This window comes from Arcobacter sp. 15-2, assembly GCF_047159865.1.
Taxonomy (GTDB): Bacteria; Campylobacterota; Campylobacteria; order Campylobacterales; family Arcobacteraceae; genus JAIOSF01.
Genome location: NZ_AP038804.1, coordinates 625,096 through 644,200 on the forward strand (window position 1 = coordinate 625,096; position 19,105 = coordinate 644,200).

General features: G+C 30.1%; 31 protein-coding genes. 4 read left to right on the forward strand and 27 right to left on the reverse strand.

The window, feature by feature from the left end; translation table 11 throughout:
* Positions 1-1,365 carry an Asp-tRNA(Asn)/Glu-tRNA(Gln) amidotransferase subunit GatA gene (gatA, locus tag ACMCMH_RS03330; protein ID WP_412727077.1) on the reverse strand — a complete coding sequence of 455 codons (1,365 nt, stop codon included), beginning with the start codon at positions 1,363-1,365 and terminating at the stop codon, positions 1-3.
* 82 nt (positions 1,366-1,447) lie between these two features.
* On the opposite strand from gatA, the gene ACMCMH_RS03335 reads away from it, so the two are divergent.
* Positions 1,448-1,864 (forward strand): c-type cytochrome, encoded by a 417-nt coding sequence (locus tag ACMCMH_RS03335; RefSeq protein WP_412727079.1) that lies wholly within the window; start codon positions 1,448-1,450, stop codon positions 1,862-1,864.
* 134 nt (positions 1,865-1,998) lie between these two features.
* Positions 1,999-3,630: an inorganic phosphate transporter gene (locus tag ACMCMH_RS03340; RefSeq protein ID WP_412727081.1), complete on the forward strand. Its 1,632-nt coding sequence runs from the start codon at positions 1,999-2,001 to the stop codon at positions 3,628-3,630.
* A gap of 71 nt (positions 3,631-3,701) precedes the next feature.
* Here the strand turns inward: ACMCMH_RS03340 and acpS are convergent, their stop codons facing one another.
* From acpS to ACMCMH_RS03365, 5 genes are read right to left on the reverse strand one after another with little or no spacing between them, the layout of a single operon-like run.
* A complete protein-coding gene (gene acpS / locus ACMCMH_RS03345; protein ID WP_412727996.1) occupies positions 3,702-4,004 on the reverse strand; it encodes a holo-ACP synthase in 303 nt (100 codons plus the stop codon).
* A 45-nt stretch (positions 4,005-4,049) separates the two neighbouring features.
* Positions 4,050-4,328, reverse strand: a complete 279-nt coding sequence (locus ACMCMH_RS03350; protein WP_412727083.1) for a heavy-metal-associated domain-containing protein — start codon at positions 4,326-4,328, stop codon at positions 4,050-4,052.
* 2 nt (positions 4,329-4,330) lie between these two features.
* Positions 4,331-4,720 carry a Holliday junction resolvase RuvX gene (gene ruvX / locus ACMCMH_RS03355; RefSeq protein ID WP_412727085.1) on the reverse strand — a complete coding sequence of 130 codons (390 nt, stop codon included), beginning with the start codon at positions 4,718-4,720 and terminating at the stop codon, positions 4,331-4,333.
* Between the two features lie 3 nt (positions 4,721-4,723).
* Positions 4,724-6,451, reverse strand: coding sequence for a TIGR03546 family protein (locus ACMCMH_RS03360; protein ID WP_412727087.1), 1,728 nt, complete (start codon positions 6,449-6,451; stop codon positions 4,724-4,726).
* Between the two features lie 10 nt (positions 6,452-6,461).
* The gene (locus tag ACMCMH_RS03365; protein WP_412727089.1) at positions 6,462-7,373 is read right to left on the reverse strand and encodes a methylenetetrahydrofolate reductase; all 912 of its coding nucleotides are present in this window, start codon (positions 7,371-7,373) and stop codon (positions 6,462-6,464) included.
* An 82-nt stretch (positions 7,374-7,455) separates the two neighbouring features.
* Between ACMCMH_RS03365 and serB the strand changes: the two genes are divergently transcribed.
* The gene (serB, locus tag ACMCMH_RS03370; RefSeq protein WP_412727091.1) at positions 7,456-8,079 is read left to right on the forward strand and encodes a phosphoserine phosphatase SerB; all 624 of its coding nucleotides are present in this window, start codon (positions 7,456-7,458) and stop codon (positions 8,077-8,079) included.
* 12 nt (positions 8,080-8,091) lie between these two features.
* Here the strand turns inward: serB and ACMCMH_RS03375 are convergent, their stop codons facing one another.
* Together ACMCMH_RS03375 and ACMCMH_RS03380 are read right to left on the reverse strand one after the other, a co-directional pair.
* Positions 8,092-9,186 carry a hypothetical protein gene (locus tag ACMCMH_RS03375; RefSeq protein WP_412727093.1) on the reverse strand — a complete coding sequence of 365 codons (1,095 nt, stop codon included), beginning with the start codon at positions 9,184-9,186 and terminating at the stop codon, positions 8,092-8,094.
* The gene (locus ACMCMH_RS03380) at positions 9,183-9,815 is read right to left on the reverse strand and encodes a uracil-DNA glycosylase family protein (RefSeq protein WP_412727095.1); all 633 of its coding nucleotides are present in this window, start codon (positions 9,813-9,815) and stop codon (positions 9,183-9,185) included. The genes ACMCMH_RS03375 and ACMCMH_RS03380 overlap by 4 nt, the downstream gene beginning before the upstream one ends.
* A 147-nt stretch (positions 9,816-9,962) precedes the next feature.
* Between ACMCMH_RS03380 and ACMCMH_RS03385 the strand changes: the two genes are divergently transcribed.
* Entirely contained in the window at positions 9,963-10,193 is a 231-nt protein-coding gene (locus ACMCMH_RS03385) for a hypothetical protein (protein ID WP_412727097.1), read from the forward strand.
* A 79-nt stretch (positions 10,194-10,272) separates the two neighbouring features.
* Here ACMCMH_RS03385 and infA read toward each other — a convergent pair whose 3' ends face one another.
* From infA to rplB, 19 genes are read right to left on the reverse strand one after another with little or no spacing between them, the layout of a single operon-like run.
* Entirely contained in the window at positions 10,273-10,491 is a 219-nt protein-coding gene (infA, locus tag ACMCMH_RS03390; RefSeq protein WP_412727099.1) for a translation initiation factor IF-1, read from the reverse strand.
* 18 nt (positions 10,492-10,509) lie between these two features.
* Positions 10,510-11,271 (reverse strand): type I methionyl aminopeptidase, encoded by a 762-nt coding sequence (map, locus tag ACMCMH_RS03395; protein ID WP_412727101.1) that lies wholly within the window; start codon positions 11,269-11,271, stop codon positions 10,510-10,512.
* A 7-nt stretch (positions 11,272-11,278) separates the two neighbouring features.
* The gene (gene secY, locus ACMCMH_RS03400) at positions 11,279-12,541 is read right to left on the reverse strand and encodes a preprotein translocase subunit SecY (protein ID WP_412727103.1); all 1,263 of its coding nucleotides are present in this window, start codon (positions 12,539-12,541) and stop codon (positions 11,279-11,281) included.
* Positions 12,542-12,546: 5 nt separating this feature from the next.
* The gene (rplO, locus tag ACMCMH_RS03405; RefSeq protein WP_412727105.1) at positions 12,547-12,948 is read right to left on the reverse strand and encodes a 50S ribosomal protein L15; all 402 of its coding nucleotides are present in this window, start codon (positions 12,946-12,948) and stop codon (positions 12,547-12,549) included.
* A gap of 5 nt (positions 12,949-12,953) precedes the next feature.
* Positions 12,954-13,394 (reverse strand): 30S ribosomal protein S5, encoded by a 441-nt coding sequence (gene rpsE, locus ACMCMH_RS03410; RefSeq protein ID WP_412727107.1) that lies wholly within the window; start codon positions 13,392-13,394, stop codon positions 12,954-12,956.
* A 9-nt stretch (positions 13,395-13,403) separates the two neighbouring features.
* Positions 13,404-13,763: a 50S ribosomal protein L18 gene (gene rplR / locus ACMCMH_RS03415; protein ID WP_412727109.1), complete on the reverse strand. Its 360-nt coding sequence runs from the start codon at positions 13,761-13,763 to the stop codon at positions 13,404-13,406.
* 11 nt (positions 13,764-13,774) lie between these two features.
* On the reverse strand, positions 13,775-14,311 hold the full coding sequence (gene rplF / locus ACMCMH_RS03420) for a 50S ribosomal protein L6 (RefSeq protein ID WP_412727111.1): 537 nt from the start codon (positions 14,309-14,311) through the stop codon (positions 13,775-13,777).
* Positions 14,312-14,320: 9 nt separating this feature from the next.
* Positions 14,321-14,722 (reverse strand): 30S ribosomal protein S8, encoded by a 402-nt coding sequence (gene rpsH / locus ACMCMH_RS03425; protein ID WP_412727113.1) that lies wholly within the window; start codon positions 14,720-14,722, stop codon positions 14,321-14,323.
* 26 nt (positions 14,723-14,748) lie between these two features.
* Complete coding sequence (locus ACMCMH_RS03430; RefSeq protein ID WP_412727115.1) at positions 14,749-14,934, reverse strand: type Z 30S ribosomal protein S14; 186 nt, start codon at positions 14,932-14,934, stop codon at positions 14,749-14,751.
* Positions 14,934-15,482 carry a 50S ribosomal protein L5 gene (rplE, locus tag ACMCMH_RS03435; RefSeq protein ID WP_412727117.1) on the reverse strand — a complete coding sequence of 183 codons (549 nt, stop codon included), beginning with the start codon at positions 15,480-15,482 and terminating at the stop codon, positions 14,934-14,936. Before rplE ends, ACMCMH_RS03430 begins: the two co-directional genes overlap by 1 nt.
* Before the next feature lies 1 nt (position 15,483).
* Positions 15,484-15,720, reverse strand: a complete 237-nt coding sequence (rplX, locus tag ACMCMH_RS03440) for a 50S ribosomal protein L24 (RefSeq protein ID WP_412727119.1) — start codon at positions 15,718-15,720, stop codon at positions 15,484-15,486.
* A complete protein-coding gene (gene rplN, locus ACMCMH_RS03445) occupies positions 15,720-16,088 on the reverse strand; it encodes a 50S ribosomal protein L14 (RefSeq protein WP_412727121.1) in 369 nt (122 codons plus the stop codon). Before rplN ends, rplX begins: the two co-directional genes overlap by 1 nt.
* On the reverse strand, positions 16,085-16,342 hold the full coding sequence (gene rpsQ / locus ACMCMH_RS03450; protein ID WP_412727123.1) for a 30S ribosomal protein S17: 258 nt from the start codon (positions 16,340-16,342) through the stop codon (positions 16,085-16,087). Before rpsQ ends, rplN begins: the two co-directional genes overlap by 4 nt.
* An 11-nt stretch (positions 16,343-16,353) precedes the next feature.
* Entirely contained in the window at positions 16,354-16,539 is a 186-nt protein-coding gene (rpmC, locus tag ACMCMH_RS03455) for a 50S ribosomal protein L29 (protein ID WP_412727125.1), read from the reverse strand.
* Positions 16,526-16,951, reverse strand: a complete 426-nt coding sequence (gene rplP / locus ACMCMH_RS03460; RefSeq protein ID WP_412727127.1) for a 50S ribosomal protein L16 — start codon at positions 16,949-16,951, stop codon at positions 16,526-16,528. Before rplP ends, rpmC begins: the two co-directional genes overlap by 14 nt.
* A gap of 2 nt (positions 16,952-16,953) precedes the next feature.
* On the reverse strand, positions 16,954-17,652 hold the full coding sequence (gene rpsC, locus ACMCMH_RS03465; protein ID WP_412727129.1) for a 30S ribosomal protein S3: 699 nt from the start codon (positions 17,650-17,652) through the stop codon (positions 16,954-16,956).
* Positions 17,652-17,981, reverse strand: coding sequence for a 50S ribosomal protein L22 (gene rplV, locus ACMCMH_RS03470; protein WP_412727131.1), 330 nt, complete (start codon positions 17,979-17,981; stop codon positions 17,652-17,654). Before rplV ends, rpsC begins: the two co-directional genes overlap by 1 nt.
* A gap of 6 nt (positions 17,982-17,987) precedes the next feature.
* On the reverse strand, positions 17,988-18,266 hold the full coding sequence (rpsS, locus tag ACMCMH_RS03475; RefSeq protein WP_412727133.1) for a 30S ribosomal protein S19: 279 nt from the start codon (positions 18,264-18,266) through the stop codon (positions 17,988-17,990).
* A 9-nt stretch (positions 18,267-18,275) separates the two neighbouring features.
* Complete coding sequence (gene rplB / locus ACMCMH_RS03480) at positions 18,276-19,103, reverse strand: 50S ribosomal protein L2 (RefSeq protein ID WP_412727135.1); 828 nt, start codon at positions 19,101-19,103, stop codon at positions 18,276-18,278.
* Positions 19,104-19,105: the final 2 nt, after the last annotated feature.

A 19,105-nucleotide genomic window follows, 5' to 3' on the forward strand; every position in this document is an offset into this window, starting at 1 on the left:
TTATTTTGTATAATTTACTGATTTTTCAAGGCTCATTGCCCCATCAAATAGTGTTTGTTCGTCAAATGCTTTTCCAATAAGTTGTAAACCAACTGGCATACCATCTTTATCTTTTGCTACTGGTAACGAAATAGCTGGAAGACCAGCTAAATTTACCGAAATTGTATATATATCACTTAAATACATCTCCAATGAACTTTTAAAGCTTCCAAATTTAGGAGCAGTTGTTGGTGCTACTGGTGATAAAATCAAATCTGCATCTTTAAAAATCTCTTCAAAATCATCTTTAATTAAATGTCGTACTTTTTGAGCTTTGATGTAATAAGCATCATAGTATCCACTACTTAGTACAAAAGAACCTAACATAATTCTTTTTTGTACCTCTTCTCCAAAACCTTCTGATTTAGTTTTTTTATATGTTTGGGCTAAGTTTTTACCCTCGACTCTATTTCCATATCGAATACCATCATATCTGCTTAAGTTAGCACTGGCTTCTGCAGTTGCTACTACATAGTATGCAGATACATGTTTTTTTGTATCCATCATATTTTTATGTATTATTGTATGTCCAGCATCTTTTAATGCTTGAACTGCAATCTCAAAACCTTTTCTTACTTCATCACTAGCATCTTCGATAAAATTATCAATAACTGCAATTGTAAGTTTTTTAGTATCATTTAAAGCTGGTGTAACTGGAGTATAATCTCTATTAGCACTCGTAGAATCTTTAGGGTCATATCCACTAATGATATCATATAAAATTGCAGCATCTTCAACATTTTGAGTGATAGGTCCACATTGATCAAGAGAAGAAGAATAAGCAGCTATACCATATCTTGATACTCTTCCATATGTTGGTTTCATCCCAACACACCCACAATATGCAGCAGGTTGTCTAATACTTCCACCTGTATCAGTTCCCAATGCAGCTACAGCTATACCCGCAGCAACAGCAGCAGCAGATCCTCCAGAACTTCCTCCTGGCACTTTAGCATTGTCTACTGGATTTAAAGTCTTTCCATAATAAGAAGATTCTGTTGAACTTCCCATTGCAAATTCATCCATGTTAGTTGTTCCAAAAGCAGATAAACCAGCTTGTTCCAAATTGTCTATAACTGTAGCATTATATGGAGAGATATAACCTTGTAAAATTTTACTACTACAAGTCATTGGATATCCTACAACATTTATATTGTCTTTAATTGCAATTGGTATTCCTGATGTATTTCCTGTAACTTTTTTCGATGTTAGTTGTTCGACATAAGCACCCAGTACTTTTGTGTCTTCTATTTTTGCAGCTATTTCGTCTCTTAACAATGAAATCTCTTCATTATTTAAGCTTAATGCTTCTTTTAAAGTTATCAAACTTACTCCTAAATTAAATTGTAAATATGACTAATTTTATCTAAAATTTACTAATAAGCTCTTTAATGATAAAATTCAATTTATGATTAAATTACTTTTTTTATTTTTAACATCCCTACTCTATGCAAAAGATGCTTTTAATAACTCTTTTATCACAAAATTTGAGTATGGAAAAATGCTTTATGCAAACCCTAGAGGCATAAGTTGTGTGAAATGCCATGGAGATGATGCAAAAGGAAAAACAATAACTTCTTTTACACATGTTCGAAATAAAGTGAAATATAATTGTACCATTCGCTCTGAAGATATTACAAATATCACTTATGAAAACTTCATAGCTACACTAGATCCGAAAAAAGAAAAACCTAAGAAAAAATTCTCAAAAAATCAAATTTGTGAAAAATTAATTTATGGGAATAGTATGCCTAAATATTTTTTAACAAACGAAGAATTAAACTCAATATATTTTTATTTAACAAATAAAGATAAATATAAATAATTTTTAATTATTTAATATGTATTTTAGTTATATATTATAGTCAAAGCCCCTCTTTTAAGCACTTTTTTCATTATTTACATTAAGTTATTTCATTGTATACTTTATAACAAAAATAAGTTACAGGAAGATTACAAATGGAGATTTTAACAGTGAAAAAACTAGAGAAAGAAGCAATGAAAAGTAGCGGTATTGATTTTATTAGGTTAGGATTTGCACTCTTTTTCATGGTTGTAGTATTAAGTTATAGCTTTATATCAACTGGAGGAATTCCAAATAATCTTTTTTTAGCCATTGCAGCTTTGTTTGGGGCTTACATGGCTATGAATATTGGGGCTAATGATGTTGCAAATAATGTTGGTCCTGCTGTTGGGTCAAAAGCACTTACTATGGGTGGCGCAATTATTATTGCTGCAATATTTGAAGCAAGTGGTGCGCTTATTGCAGGTGGAGATGTTGTAAAAACGATTAAAAAAGGTATTATTGATATCTCCGCATTTGGGGGAAATACCGATTCATTTATTTGGGCAATGATGGCTGCTCTTCTTGCTGCCGCTGTTTGGTTAAATATAGCCACAATGGCAAAAGCTCCTGTATCTACAACTCACTCGATCGTTGGTGGAGTTATGGGTGCAGGTATTGCAGCTGCTGGGTTTAGTATCGTTGCTTGGGGAACAGTTGCAAAAATTGCACTCTCATGGATTGTATCACCTGTATTAGGGGGTATGGTTGCTGCACTATTTTTATTTGCCATTAAAAAGACAATAGTTTATAAAGAAGATAAAATAGAAGCAGCTACAAAATGGGTACCTGTTTTTGTTGCTATAATGTCATGGGCATTTGTAACATATTTGACATTAAAAGGTTTAAAAAAAATTTGGCCAGAAATTGTAAATACATTTTCTTTTCTACCGCAATCAAATTCTCCATCATTTTCAATTGCTTCTACTCTTGGTATCATCGTTGCTTTTTTTGTTTATTTTCTTGTGAAAAAAACAGTTACAACTCGTTCAGTAAAATTAAAAAATTCAAGAGATGGTGTAAATATCCTATTTACTGTTCCCCTTATTTTTGCAGCTGCACTTTTAAGTTTTGCACACGGGGCAAACGATGTTGCAAATGCAATTGGACCACTTGCCGCTATTAGTGATGCTGTTATGACAGGAGGCATCTCTTCTAATGCAGGTATTCCATTATGGGTTATGGCAGTTGGTGCTTTAGGTATTGCTATAGGTTTAGCTCTTTATGGACCAAAAATAATTAGAACAGTTGGTTCAGAAATCACAGAACTCGATCAAATGAGAGCATTTTCTGTTGCAATGGCTGCATCTATTACTGTTATTATTGCTTCTCAATTAGGTTTACCTGTATCATCTACACATATTGCTGTTGGTGGTATTTTTGGAGTTGGCTTTTTACGCGAATATTTAGAAAAAACAGAAAAAAAAGATATTATTGCAATTGGTCAAGAAGCTGTAGAGGATGAAAAGAAAGTACTAAAAGCTCTCAATACAGAACTCAAAAATTTAGATTCAAAAAAAGAAAAAAGAAAAGATGATTACCAACGAATTGTAACTCTATATCAAATGATTGATGAAGAGGAAGAAAAAATAAAAGAGGTAAAAAAAGATCTCAAACAAGCTCAAAAAGTACAATATGTTAAACGAGATGCTATTAAAAAAATTATTGCTGCATGGATTATTACTGTTCCTGCTGCTGCTATCTTATCTGCATTGATTTATTTTATGATTCGTGGAATTGTATTATAATTATATAATTAACTTTAAATAAAAAAAGGGAGAAAATGAATTTTCTCCCTTTTTTTATTACATTATTTATCTCAAACTATAACAACTACAGCTATAGCATATCCTCCATCATGGGTAATACTAAGAGAAGATTTTTTGATTTTAAATCTTTTTCTTACATGTTTTTTATATTTTAATAAAGGTTGACCTTTACTTGTTTTAGATATTTTTATATCTAAAAAGCTACAATCTTTTCCTATGCCTGTTCCTATAGCTTTACTAGCAGCTTCTTTTGCAGCCCAAAAACCAGCCGCAGTTGCACTGTTTTTTACCAATAATATCTCATTTGGACTAAGAAACTTTTCTAATGATTTAGAACCAAATCTGTTCATCATTTTTTCAATTCTTGCGATGACACAAATATCTATACCTATCACAGATTATGAATCCATTTTTCCTATTGCACAAGAAACAAAACTTTTTGCTTTTGCTCCAACATTTTCCAAAGTTGATAATTGATCAGTAGATAAGGGGTATCCCATCTTTCTTAAACTTATTTTTAATTCATCGATCTGGTTTTCTTCTATATCTAAAGTTATTTTTCTAGGGAACACCTCAAGATCAACTTCAACTTCGCCAAATATATCTTTTAACTTTGTTTTTAATGTGTTAGCACAACCACCACATTTTACATTTTCTACTTCATATGTCTTTTTCATTATTAAGCCTTTTTTGTTAAATATCTTTCTAAAATAATTTTTGCTGCAATTGAATCAATTCTTCCATCTCTTGTATGCTTAATTTCTCCCTTTGTCATATCTTTTGCTTCTTGCGAACTCATATTCTCATTTTGAAATACGATTTCACCTTCAAACTCCAATAATGTAACAAAGTGATTTACTCTTTTTATCATATCTTCACTTGAAGCTGGATATCCAACGACAAGTGTATCTATCTCCCACTCTTTTAAAAAAGCATCAACATCACGACTTGCTTGATTTCTATTTTTTCGTATAATTGCTTCTTTTGGATTGACAATATGAGACATAAAAGAAACAGCACAACCAATTCTTTTTAATCCTATATCTATACTCGCATATTTTTTCTGCATATTTTAAAAACCTAGTATCCCTTTTAATTTATTTCCTAGCTTATCATTAAGTTTATTTTTAATTTTACTTTTGACTTTATTTTCTACTTCAGCTTTGATTGCATCTTTTTGAGAGTTCAATACATCTTTAACTTTCTTTTTCAGTATCGAATCTATATTAGAATTGATTTTAAACTTAGGATTATTTAATGTTCCAGAAATAGAAACATCACCTTTTATTCCTTTAGTTTTCATCAATGATTTATTTAAAATAGCAATATATTTATTTGACTCTGGTACTTTTATATCAGTAGTTAAAACTTTAATTGATTGAGAACCATTAATTTTATTTTTATTTACAATATTTAAATCAATTTCTGTATTAATAACTGTATTCGAGATACTAAAATCTTTTTCTTCTTTATTAGCTAAAGAATAACCATTTAGTTTTAAATTTAATTTATCGCTATTTATTTTTTTCGTTTCAATAAAAGAGCCATTAACTATCACATTTCCAATTTTTTCTGATTTAGTATTTATAGAAATAGTAAATGGTTTTTTATATAAATATTGATTTGTTGTAAAATCTTTAAAGCTACCATTGATTAAAAGATTATCTTTTACAATAGAAAATGTACCGTTTTTAATTAAAAATTCTGGAAGATTAGACTCTAAAGAGAAGTAAATATATTTACCATCATCTCTTTTTTGAACAACCTTTTGCTCTTTGTTGAATAATGGTTTAATTTGATTATAGTAACCTTTATATTTTTCAAATTGTTTTTTTATCTCTTTATCAAAATCTTTTTCTAATTTAATATTTTTTAAACTATTTAAACTAGCAATATCCATTGTGTTTTTCTCTTTAGTAGAACTATTTGTGTTTTTCTTTGAAGTAGAAGATTCAACTTTTTCATTTACTACTACTTCAGATGGGAAACTAATACCATCAACTTTAATATTATCAATAATTATTCGTTCAAATATCGCTTGTCCCAAAGATATGTCTAAAGTGATATTTTCGATATTTACATTTTCATCTTTTTTCTTTTTATCTGTTATATTTAAATTTTTTATACTTACAGAAGAACTAAAAAGACTTGTAGATAAATCTCCAATTTTCACCACTTTACTAGAAGATTTAGTAATAACATTTTCTAAATTGTTTTTGATAAGATTATCTAAAAGAAAAATATTAAATAAACTCACTAAACCAATAATAAATACAATAACTGCTAATCCTACTGTTCTTATACTTTTTACTTGTGATTGTTCCTCTTGTTTAAAATAGTTCATCTTATTTAGTAAAGGGATATTTTGAATTTTTACCGCAATTACAGATCTGTATTTTACAAGAAGAAAAGAAGATATTTTATAAACTACAAAAAATAATACTAAAGAAACAACTAAACTTCCCATAGTGATTGTATTGTTAAAATATGAAAGATGTCCAAATGGATTATTGTACCAAGAGGTAAAAATAGTTTCTAGACCTTCGGATGTTAAAACAAGTTTTCCAATTGATGCAAACAAAGGATCTAAAGCTAATCCAATCACACCAAAAAAAGAAACGGATAGTAAGAAGATACTAAAGTGTATATTAAAAATCAATACTATAAATAAAACAGCAATATTATGAATGGAAAATATAGGAGTAAACCCTACTAACATACCAAGTGCAATAGCCATTGCTATTTGCCAAGGTTTTCCTGCATGATTCAATGCATTCCATATTTTTTTAAGTGTAAACATAATTTTCCTTTTAGTTTATTAGTTCATTTGCAACATCAAATTTATTTGCAGTCATTAAATGTATTTTAGGATGAATTTTTTGTATAGATTCTAAAACATTAGAACTTAACTCCATACCAACTTTATATTCCTCTTCAATACTTATTTTAGATGCAGATGCCAACTTATCAATCCAATCTTGAGGAACATAAATTCCAGGTACATGTGAAGATAAAAACTGTGCAGTTCGCAATCGTGTAATAGGAAAAATCCCAATAATCAGCTGAGCTTTTTTTCTATCATCCTGAAACTCATTTTGTACATTTTCCATATATGTGATAAGTTGTTTAGCATTATCTAGATCATAAACAGGCTGAGTAATAATACCTCTTGTTTTAAGAGAAACTTTTTTGAACATCTTTTTTTCTAAAGATTTTAAATTTTTAGCATGAGAATTCATTACAGAAAATGGATAAATAGGTTTTGGCTTCACTTTAAAGGGTTTACCTGCATAATCCATTCCATTGTTAAAAGAGTTAATTATTTCTAAAAGCATTGATGAATTTGATTCAAATACACCTTTTGCACGAGGTTGGTCACTCATGTTTGCAGGATCACCAGTCAGGGCTAGTACTGCTCGTAAATCAAAATCATTTCCACCAATTAAATCACTTTGTAAAGCTATTTTATTTTTATCTCTCATACTCATAGTGGTAATTACTGGTTTGTTGAATTTTTGTTGTAATTTAACGCTTGCAAACATTGCACCATATTTTAATTTTGCTAATGGATTATCTGTAGTACTAAATCCTGCTACTTTTTTATCCAAACCGTATTCTTCTATTTTATTAATAATATTATCCATTGTTGGTTCATGCGGTGGAGTAGTTTCCAATGTTAAATATTTATCTTCTTCTAGTGTTTTTATAAGTGTTTCAAACATATAGGGTTAACCTTTTAATAAATCAATTTCTAACGAAATTATCGATATAATTGCTTATATTATAACACAAAAGGTATAAATAATGAAATTAGCAGTATTTGATTTTGATTCTACATTAATGGATGGGGAAACAATTGATTTTTTCGCTCGTGAACTCGGCTTAGAAAAAGAAGTTGCAGAGATAACAGATCTAGCAATGAATGGAAAATTAGACTTTTTTGAAAGTTTAATCACTCGAGTTGAACTACTTAAAGGGTTAGACCATAATAAAGTCATAGAGATTGGTAAAAACCTACCTTTAATGCCAGGGGCACTTGAAATTGTACCTGCACTTCAAGCAAAAGGATACAAAGTAATCTGCTTTTCTGGTGGATTTAGAGTGGGAACTAGTCCTGCAAAAGAAGTACTGGGTTTAGATGCTGATTTTTCAAATGTTCTACATCACAAAGATGGAGTATTAACTGGATTAGTTGGTGGAGATATGATGTTTGATTATAGTAAAGGTGATATGATTCAAAGACTACAAAATATTTTAAGTGTAACAAGAGCAGATACATTAGTTGTAGGCGATGGAGCAAATGACAGAAGTATGTTTGAACATGCTGATACAAGAATAGCATTTTGTGCAAAAGAGATTCTAAAAAAAGAAGCTAACATTATAATAGATACAAAAGATTTAACACAAATACTAAATCATATAAAATAAATTCTTTTGAATTTATTTTATCAACTGAAATGAATGTTTTTGTACACTATAAAGTTTTACGGGATAAATAATTTGATTATCGTGTAAACTTATATCTTCAAACTTAGAAATATCATCATTCATCAAATATTCAATTCCAATAATAGTTGAGTAATTAACCCAACTATAATTTAAATTATTTCCTATTAAATTATTGTACTCCTCTAAATCTTCTGGAATTTTTCCAATAGAATTTGCTATTACTAATTTTTTTCTATCTCTTGTTTGTGTTAGTGAAAATAGTAATGGAGTATAGTTCAATTGAGTAGACATGATTTTAGAGATAAGCAACTCTTGTGAATTAATCGCAGATAATAAAATAGAACTTTTGACAATTGGTGTATTAAGAAAAACATAACTATAATCTAACTTTTTATTATTTCGAAGAAAAAATTTATATCTCCCATTATTGTCGTCTATTTTTTTACTATATCTAATATTTTCATTCTTCAAATACTGATGTAATGTCCTTCCAATACCTGAGTTTCCATATAGTTCTACAAGAGGATTTCCATTAGCATATTCTAAAAGCTTTTCAAATTGTTTTTTATAATCTATAGCACCAAATGTTAAATTTAAATTATTTAATTGTTCTACATTTATGATATCTCCTTTATTTACTAAAGGTAAATAAAATTGAATATTTGAAATATTAAAAACATCTTTTAGATACTTAACATCTTCTTTAGTAATCATTGCAATTACTTTTGTAATATTATCTTTTTTTATCTCTTCCATTACATTTAAAATATTCTTTTTATTTTGTGTTACGATATCATATACAACAAGTTCAAATGGTTCATCTCTACTTATCAGATAAGTGTTAATACTATTTGTTGCTTCTAACGCATACTTACCAATCGTATATGAGGGAAAAACAATTGCGATTTTTGTTTTTAATTTAACTTCTTTTTTGATAAAAAGAGTTGGTTCTTCATCTTTTTCAATTATTGTATTATAACTATTTGATGAGTTATTTGATACATTATATGATTGACCCGAATATTTTGTTTGAGAACAACCTGTAAATATAAACACAAGCAATAAAGTTTTAATTATGATATTCATTTTTCATCCATTCTAATTTTTATTTTTTTTAAATCTTGATACATTTTTTCTTTATAAGATGGATTTTTATATATAAACTCTGGGTCCATCAAAGGAATTAAATCTGTGCCATTATAACTAAATAATTTTCCAGATACATCAGTTACTTTATCCTTAGATTTAATCATATGATCAAAAGCATCTCCTATTGTAATAATTATCTCAGGAGCACCTATTGTAATTTGTTTTTCCAAATAATTTACACAAAGTTCTGCCTCTTTATTATAGTTATTATTTGATTTAATTGCGTTGCATTTTAGTATATTTGTTATATATGTATTATTAATATTCACATCAATAACATTTTCTACCATATTTTTTAACAATTCAAATTTTTTATCATCAGTATAATTATAGTTTAAACCAATGATATAAAACCTAGAAAAAATATTTCCCTTAGCAAATAATGAATTTTTCTTTAACTTTCCCAATTCACACAAAGAACAATTAGATACATAATTTTCTAATGCAACAATACTATTAGGTAAAATAAAATTTTCTTGTTTCTTATAAGAAAAATAAATATTCTCTACATATTCATTACCTAAAATTTTATTTGTTTTTAAAATATCAATTATCTCTGATTTCATCTTATTTGTTATGTTCATAAATAAAATTATACAAAAGCTAGCCTTTCAACACCTTTTGTTCCAATAATTGGAACAAATATATTATTTTTATTGACTTTTGTTCCATATAATTGTACAATTCAAAGACGACTTAACACAAGGATGAAAATGACAGCACCCAAAGTAAAAACTGGCCCAAGCTTAAGAAAAATGGAAAGTGATTTAGAAGTAAATAAAACTACATTGCATAATTGGAAACAAAATAGACCAAAATTGTATGAATTTATTATTGAATCTTATCAAGACAGACAAGCGTTAAAAGAAAACATAATGTTTTTAATTGATCAAAAACAAAAGCTAGAATCAAGAATAGAAGAAGAGCAGCAAAAAGTTTCTTAAATCTAAAAATCAGACATAAAAAAAGGGAGGAAGCTATAAGTAGCTTCCTCCCTCTTTTTCAATTTAGTGTAATATAATTTTATTTATATCGGTGTGTAATTCTTCCCTTATCTAAAGAATAAGGAGTAATTTCTACTTTTACAGTATCACTTAAAAGAATTTTAATATAATGCATTCTCATTTTTCCTGATATGTGACACAAAACCACATGACCATTATCAAGCTGAACTTTAAATGTTGCATTAGGTAAAACCTCAATAACCTTACCATCAACAACGATTACATCATCTTTTGCCATTTTTTTTCCTTTTAAAACTTATAGTTGAGTTAATATCTCTGCTTTGCCATTTACAATAGCAACTTGGTGCTCATAATGACTTGTTCGTAAACCATCAGCACTTCGTACTGACCATTTATCGTTTTCATCAATTACAGGCTCTTCATCTTTTTGACATATCATAGGTTCTAAACAAAAAATCATTCCATTTTTAATTTTAGGACCCTGTTTTGGGTTAGGACTATCAAGATAATTTGGCACTTCAGGATCACAATGAGGTTCTCGACCTATACCATGTCCACAAAATTTTACTAATGGAACAAATCCACGATCAGTAATAAAATTTTCTAATGCTAAACTTAACTCTTTAAACCTCATACCTTCTTTGATAATATCAATTGCATGATACAAAGCATCTTTACTACAAGCAATTAAAGCTTCATCTTCTTTACTTATTTTACCAATTGGCATAGTAATAGCAGCATCACCATACCAACCATCGATTTCACTCCCAATATCTATTCCTAAAATATCACCTTCTTGAAGAACTGAATTATTTGGAATACCATGAATCACTACTTCATTGAGAGAAGTACATATAGCACCAGGAAATCCATAAAGTCCTTTAAATGAAGGACGAGCACCTAAATCTCTTAAGTACTTTTCCCCCATAGCATCTACTTCTAATAAAGTCATTCCTGCTTTTACATTTTCTTCAAGATATTTAAGAGTTTTACCAACAGCTTGACCTGCTTTACGAAGCTTTTCAATATCTGTTGCTTTTCTTAATGGAATTGCCATAATTTACTCACAGACCTGTCGCACTAAGCGTATTATATTTATCATTATACTGTTGTGCTTCAATTTTTCTCATTGTGTCAATTGCAACTTGTACAACAATTAGAACAGCTGTTCCACCAAAGAAAAATGGAACTCCCATAGCTTTTACAATTAACCAAGGAAGTGTTGCAATTAATCCTAAATATATTGAACCCCAAAAAGTAAGTCTACTTGCTACATCGTTTAATAGATTTTGTGTACCTTTACCAGGAGAAATACCAGGGATAAATCCACCTTGTTTTTTTAGATTTTCAGATATATCTTTTGCATTAAATGTAATTGATGCATAAAAATATGCAAAAAACACAACAAATAAAAATGTTATAAAATTAAATGTATAACTATTTGGATTTAAATAATCTGAAATTGCCATCAAAGTTTCATTTTGTGTACCTTGTAAAATAGTTGCAGGGAACATTAATATTGCACTTGCAAAAATTACTGGAATAACACCACTTAAATTCACTTTAATAGGTATATAATTCATGATTTTCTTAGACTGATTTTGCATGATTACTTTTCTACTATATGAAACAGGAACTCTTCGCTCACCTAATTCAACATAAATAATCGCACCTACTGTTGCTAAAATAACAACTAAAATAGCAATTACAGTTAAGAAATTCATTTGTCCATTATTTACTAAATCAATAGTACCACCAATTGCACTTGGAATTGCGGAAACAATACCTGCAAAAATAATCAATGAAATACCATTTCCTATACCTTTTTGTGTGATTTGCTCACCAATCCACATCAACATCATTGTTCCAGCTATCATAGATATTGTTGATACAGCAACAAAAGTATCCATATCAATCATAATTGCACTTTGACCTGCCGCTCCCGTAAGAGAATTTAATCCCATAGAAACTCCAATAGCTTGTACAAATGTAATTACAATTGTTGCATATCTAATGATTTGCATATACTTTTGCATCCCATCTCTCTCTTTTTTCATTTTACCAAGAGCAGGAAATGTTGCAGCAAGAAGTTCCATAATAATTGAAGCGGTGATATAAGGCATGATACCTAGGGAGATAATACTAAGTCTTTCAACAGCGTTCCCACTGAACATATTTACTAAACCTAATGCATTGTTTGAGTTTGAGTCAAAAAACTCTTTAACTACTGTTAAATCTACACCAGGTACTGGAACATAAGCCAGTACTCGGTATATTAAAATAAAACCTAATGTAATTAAAATCTTATTTAATAGATCCTTATTCATAAGAATTATTTACCTGTATATGTAACGTTTTCGTCTTTTATCTTAGAAGCCAATTCGTTTGTAGTTGAACCAATAAGTTTAACTTTAGTAACCTCTTTTGACAATTTATATACAGATTTAATAGTTTCCATTGTAATCTCTTCAAGGTTTGCTACTTTAACAACTTTATCTACATTAATAGAATAAGGTTTAGCAACTCTTGAATGAAATCCGATTTTTGGAGCTCTTTTTTGAAGTGGCATTTGACCACCTTCAAAGTGTCTTTTAATCTTATAACCAGATCTAGACTTTTGCCCTTTTTGACCTCTAGTAGAAGTCTTACCCATTCCTGAACCTTGACCTCTTCCTACTCTTTTTCTGTTTTTTGTACTACCATCAGCTGGTTGTAAATCTTGTAAAATTGACATAATTATTATCCTTTAATCTTAGCTAATGCTTCAACAGTAGCTTGAACAAGGTTATTAGGATTATTTGACCCTAATGACTTAGCAATAATATCTGTAATACCAGCAAGTTCTAGAACAGGTCTAGCAGCTCCACCAGCAATTAACCCTGTACCTTCAGATGCAGGTTTAAGTAAGATTCTACTTGCGTTATATTTATGCTCAATATCATGGTTAATAGTTGAACCATTAAGTTTAACTGTAACCAAAGATTTGAATGCATCATCTAATGCTTTTTTAATAGCATCTGGAACCTCTTTAGCTTTACCAACACCAAAACCAATCGTACCATTTTTATCACCAACAACTACTAATGCAGTAAATCTAAATCGTCTACCACCTTTAGCAACTTTTGTAACTCTACCTATTTTAACAATAGCTTCTTCGAAATCATCTCTATTAATTGCCATCATTGCCCCTTATAATTTGATTCCATTGTCTCTTAGTGCATCAGCGAAAGACGCTACAACACCATGATACAAGTAACCATTTCTATCAAATACAACTGATTCAATATTTTTAGATTTTAATGTTTCAGCTAATTTAGCTGCTACACTTACAACATTTTCTTTACTAACAGATAATTTCAATACTCTTGAATCAACAGCAGCTAGTGTATTACCAGCTACATCATCAATTGCTTGTGCATAAAAATATTTGTTCGATTTAAAAATACTTAATCTTGGAGTTTCAGCACAACCGCTGATGTTTCCTCTGATTCTTTTTTTTCTTCTTAATCTTAAAGAATTTTTTTTACTTAGATCTTTTGCTCTACTCATAATTTTATACCTTATTTCTTAGCTGTTTTACCGGCTTTTCTAACGATATGCTCGTCAGTATACTTAACACCTTTACCTTTGTATGGCTCTGGTGGTCTGAAACCTCTAATTTTCGCAGCAACTTGACCAACTTCTTGCTTACTGCTACCCTTAATATTAATTATATTTTTTTCAACAGTAATTTCAATATCATCAGAGATATCAAAATTAATAGGATGAGAGAAACCTAATTGTAATTCTAAAACTTTACCTTTAACAGCAGCTCTATAACCAACACCATTAATCTCTAAAGATTTTTTAAAACCTTCAGTTAAACCAGTGATTGCGTTTTGAGTTAATGCTCTATATGTACCCCAGTAAGCTCTATCTTGAGATTCTTCTCCAACCAAAGTAAAAGAAAGAGAACCATCAGATAATTCAGTTCCTACACGATTATGTGTATCAACATCAATAGATTTAGAACCTTTTTTTACTGTAACAACACCATTATTTACTGTAACTTCAACTCCACTTGGGATTGAGATAGCTTTTTTACCAATTCTAGACATACTAACTCCTTACCAAATTGAACATAATAGTTCACCACCAACATTAAGTTTATAAGCTTCTTCATTACTTATAACACCTTTGTTAGTACTCACTACGATTGTTCCGTATCCATTTTTAAAAGATTTAAGTTCAGAAGCGTTTTTATAAACTCTTCTACCTGACTTAGAAATTCTTTTAACTTCATTAATAACACTATTATCATTATCGTCGTATTTTAATGTAACACTAATTGTTTTCTTTGGAGAACCTTCAGTTTCTACAACTTTACATTCTTCTAAATACTCTTTTTCTTTTAACACTTTACAAAGTGCTTCTACAGTATTAGAATGGATCAATGTAGTTACTTCTAACTTTCTCATTGATGCATTTCTGATTCTTGTTAAAGCGTCTGCGATTAAATCATTCATCATGGGCTTTTTTCCTTACTTTTTTTAGCTTACCAGCTAGATTTTCTAACACCAGGTAATAAACCTTCGCTAGCCATTTTTCTTAAACAAATTCTACAAAGACCAAAGTCTCTGTAAACTGATTTTGGTCTACCACAAGAAGAACATCTTGTATAAGCTCTACTTGAAAACTTAGGTGTTCTTTGTTGTTTTGCAATCATTGACTTCTTTGCCATTATGCTCTCCCTTTAGTAAATGGTATACCCATTAATTCTAATAATCTATAAGACTGTTCATCACTATTTGTTGAAGTTGTAATAGAGATATTCATACCATGTGTTTGAATAATATTGTCAAATTCAACTTCTGGGAACATTAATTGCTCGTCTAATCCGAAGTTAAAGTTACCAGCACCATCAAAACCATTTCTATCAAGTCCTCTAAAATCCTTAACTCTTGGAAGTGCAATTGAACATAATTTATCAATAAATTCATACATTCTTTCACCTCTAAGGTTAACTTTTACACCAACTGGCATCTCTTCTCTTACTTTAAATCCAGCAATTGATTTTCTAGAATTTATTGTAACAGCTTTTTGACCAGCAATTAAAGAGATAGTATCAGCAATATTTTGCATTAATTTACTATCTTTCATAGCAAATCCAGTACCAACAGAAATAGTAACTTTTTCTAAAGAAGCTGTTAACATTTTATTTTGTGGAAACTCTGATTCTAAAACTGGTTTGATTTCACTTTTATATTTTTCTAATAATCTAGCAGCCATCTTACTCACCTTCTACTTTTGCAACATTAGAGATATCAATAGGCATCTCTTTATTAACAAATCCACCATCTTTATTTTCTTCTGATGGTTTCACTGTTTTTTTAGCAATTTTACAATCTTTAACTATAACTTTACCTTTTGTTGGTAATACAGCTAAAACTTCACCAGTTTTACCTTTGTCATCACCAGAGATAATTTTTACAGTATCACCTTTTTTAATTTTAAACTTAGTTGCCATTATAATACCTCCGGAGCTAAAGAAACAATTTTCATGAAACCAGAGTATCTAACTTCTCTAGCAACAGGTCCGAAAATTCTTGTTCCAATTGGTTCTCTTTTATCATTAAGAATTACAGCTGCATTGTCATCAAATCTAATTAATGAACCATTTTCTCTTTGAACTTCTTTATGAGTTCTAACGATAACAGCTTTAACAACTTGACCTTTTTTAACTTTTCCAACAGGAAGAGCTTTTTTAACTGAAGCAACAATAACATCACCAACAGTAGCGTATCTTCTATGACTTCCACCAAGAACTTTGATACACATGATCTCTTTAGCACCTGTGTTATCAGCAACATTTAATCTAGAAAAACTTTGTATCATACATTAGCTCCTGTAGTTAAAATTGTTTTTAATCTAAAAGATTTAGTTTTAGATAAAGGTCTACACTCTACAGCAATAGCTGTATCACCGATTTTTAATTCACATTTTTCATCATGAATTAAATATTTTTTGAATCTTTTAACAGTCTTACGGTATCTTGGGTGTAAAACTCTTCTTTCAACTAAGATTGAAGCAGTTTTTTCACCAGCAATACTTACCACAGTACCTTGGATTTCTCTTTTATGTGTACTCATAATTTTAATCCTTACTTCGCTGCTGTTATAGCAGTTTGAATTCGAGCAATCTCTTTTTTAGCAGCTCTTAATTCACTTGTATTTGTTAATTGCATAGTTTTTAACTTAAGTCTAAGTTCAAAAAGTTGCACCTTTTTCTCTTTTAATAATTCAGTTAACTCAGCTAAAGTTTTAGCGCTAATATCAGAATAATTCATTTTCACCCTCTTTTGTTACAATCTTAGTTTTAAAAGGAAGTTTACTTTGAGCTAATGCGAAAGCTTCTCTTGCAAGTGATTCATCAACACCAGCCATCTCAAAACAAATTCTACCTGGCTTAATATTCATAACATATTTATCAACTGAACCTTTACCTTTACCCATTCTTGTTTCAAGTGGCTTAGCAGTAAGTGGTTTAGCTGGAAATACCATAATCCATATTTTACCTGTTCTATTAACTTTTCTTGTCATAGCAATTCTGGCAGCTTCAATTTGTCTACCATCAATTCTACCATGCTCTAAAGCTTTGATTCCAATAGATCCGTAAGCTAATGTATTAGCATTAAAAGACTTACCTCTATTTCGACCTTTCATCTCTTTTCTGTATTTAGTTCTTTTAGGCATTAACATTGTTAGTTACCTCTTCTTTTTGTTGGTCTTTTAGATTTTTCATTTTCGTCTGACTTTTCAACAGGGATACCTTTAGCAAGTACTTCACCTTTGAAGATCCAAACTTTAATACCAATACAACCATAAGTTGTATGACCTTCAGCAAATCCATAATCAATTCTAGCTCTTAATGTATGTAAAGGAACTCTACCTTCTAAGTACCACTCAGTTCTAGCCATTTCAGCTCCACCAAGTCTACCAGAAACAGATACTTTAATACCTTTAGCTCCACCTTTGATTGCATTTTGCATAACTCTTTTCATAGCTCTTCTAAATGCGACTCTTCTTTCAAGTTGTTGTGCAATATTTTCTGCAGCTAATTGACCAGAGATGAAAGGTTTTCTTTCTTCTTTAATATTAACAGCAATATCTTTACCAACAAGTGCTTTAAGATTATTCTTAAGTTTTTCAACATCAGCACCTTTTTTACCGATAACTATACCAGGTCTAGCAGCTACAATAGTAACTCTAACTTTTTTAGTAGTTCTTTCGATAAGAGTTTGTGCAATACCTGCATAGTATAATTCTTTTTTAACGAATTTTCTAATTTTGTTATCTTCAGCAACATTCTCAGGCATTGTAGATTTTTTTGGAAACCATCTGCTTTCCCAGTTTCTATTGATCCCTAATCTAAGTCCAATAGGATTAACTTTTTGACCCATTACTTGTCTCCTTCTATAGCATTTACTTCAACATATATATGTGCCATTGGCTTATGTTTTGGAGAAGCACTACCTCTAGCTCTTGGTGTAAATCTCTTAAGAACTGGACCTCTATCAACTCTACAACTTGTTACGATCGCTTCTTCTGGCTCTAAACCTGAGTTAGCAACTGCAGAAGCGATAACTTTAGCAATAATTCCAGCAGCTTTGTTAGGTGTAAATTCTAAAGATGCAATAGCAACTTCTGCATTCATACCTTGAACTTCTCTAGCAACTAATCTAGCTTTAATAGGAGATAGTCTAACGAATTTTAATATAGCTTTACCCATTTACTATTAACCTACCTTTCTTTGTACTGAACCTTTGTGACCTTTAAAAGTTCTAGTTGGTGCGAATTCACCTAATTTGTAACCGATGTGGTTTTCTGTAATATTAACTGGTACGAAATTTCTTCCATTATGTACATTAAATGTAAGACCGATCATATCTGGTAATACCATACTTCTTCTTGACCAAGTTTTAATTGGTTTTTTGTCCCCAGACTCAACTGCTTTAGCTACTTTTTTCGCTAAATGAGCATCAACAAATGGACCTTTTTTTATACTTCTTGCCATTTTATACCCTTATTTCTTTTTTCTTGAAATGATTAGTTTATCACTAGCTTTTTTCTTTCTAGTTTTATAACCTTTAGTTGGCATACCCCATGGAGTAACTGGATGTCTACCTGAGTTAGTCTTACCTTCACCACCACCATGTGGGTGATCAATTGGGTTCATCGCAGATCCTCTAGTTTGAGGTCTTTTACCTAAGTGTCTTTGTCTACCAGCTTTACCGATTACCATATTAGAGAAATCTTCATTTCCTACGATACCAATTGTAGCCATACAAACACCAAGAATTTTTCTCATTTCACCAGATGGTAATCTTAAGATAATATATTTATCTTCTCTACCCATAACTTGTGCATATCCACCAGCAGATCGAGCAATTTGTCCACCTTTACCTGGTTTCATTTCAATATTATGAACCATAGTACCAACAGGGATATTTGCAAGTTTCATTGCATTACCTGGAAGAATATCAAGTCCTGATTCAGCAGCAGTGATAGTAGCACCTACTTTTAATCCTGAAGGTTGGATAATATATCTTTTTTCACCATCTGCATAATTGATTAAACAAATTCTACAGTTTCTATATGGATCGTACTCAACAGTTGCTACTGTTCCTGGAACATTTAATTTATTTCTTTTGAAATCAATAATTCTGTATAATTTTTTTGCACCAGCTTCTCTATGTCTAGATGTGATTCTACCGTTACTATTTCTACCTGCATTTGCTTTAACTCTAACTAATAGAGATCTAACAGTTGCTTTAGAAGTAATATCAGAAGTATCCATAACAGACATAAATCTTCTAGCAGGTGTTATTGGTCTAAATTTTTTAATTGCCATTT